The following is a 432-nucleotide window of genomic DNA, read 5'->3' as shown; positions in this document are numbered from 1 at the left end:
AACTGCCATATTAGTTTTCTCTTTTACTGTAACTACGATACTTTTTCCATAAGGAGAATATTTTATAGCATTATTAATGAGATTATCTACTACTTCAGTTAAACGCTGGAAATCCCCAAAAATATTTCTTGTTTCTTCGATTTGAAGATCTATTTTCTGTTTTTTGTTTTTTGCGAGGTGAAGATTTGTAGCTACCACTCCTTCCACTAATTTTCCCAGATCGAGGGATTTTAGTCGAAGATGAATGTTTTCTTCATCCTGAAGGGCCGAGTCTAATAAATCGGTAATAGTCTTTGTCATTCTCTTCCCTGCGTCCTTTAATTGTTCTGCCATTTTATCAATCGCTTCAGGATTGTTTTTATTTTTCTGAATAATTTCAGCCATCATTGGTAAAATAGATAGGGGATTTTTAAGGTCATGTGCCGTGATATG

General features: G+C 34.0%; 1 protein-coding gene. It reads right to left on the bottom strand.

All coding sequences use genetic code 11. From position 1 onward, the window contains the following. Positions 1–432: sensor histidine kinase (locus tag HC175_RS19005; RefSeq protein ID WP_168139740.1), on the bottom strand; the 432-nt coding region annotated here is incomplete at both ends.

It is taken from the genome of Salinimicrobium oceani, from assembly GCF_012037645.1.
Note: the sequence above shows the minus strand (reverse complement) of the source record. Positions and strands in the feature narration are given on the sequence as shown.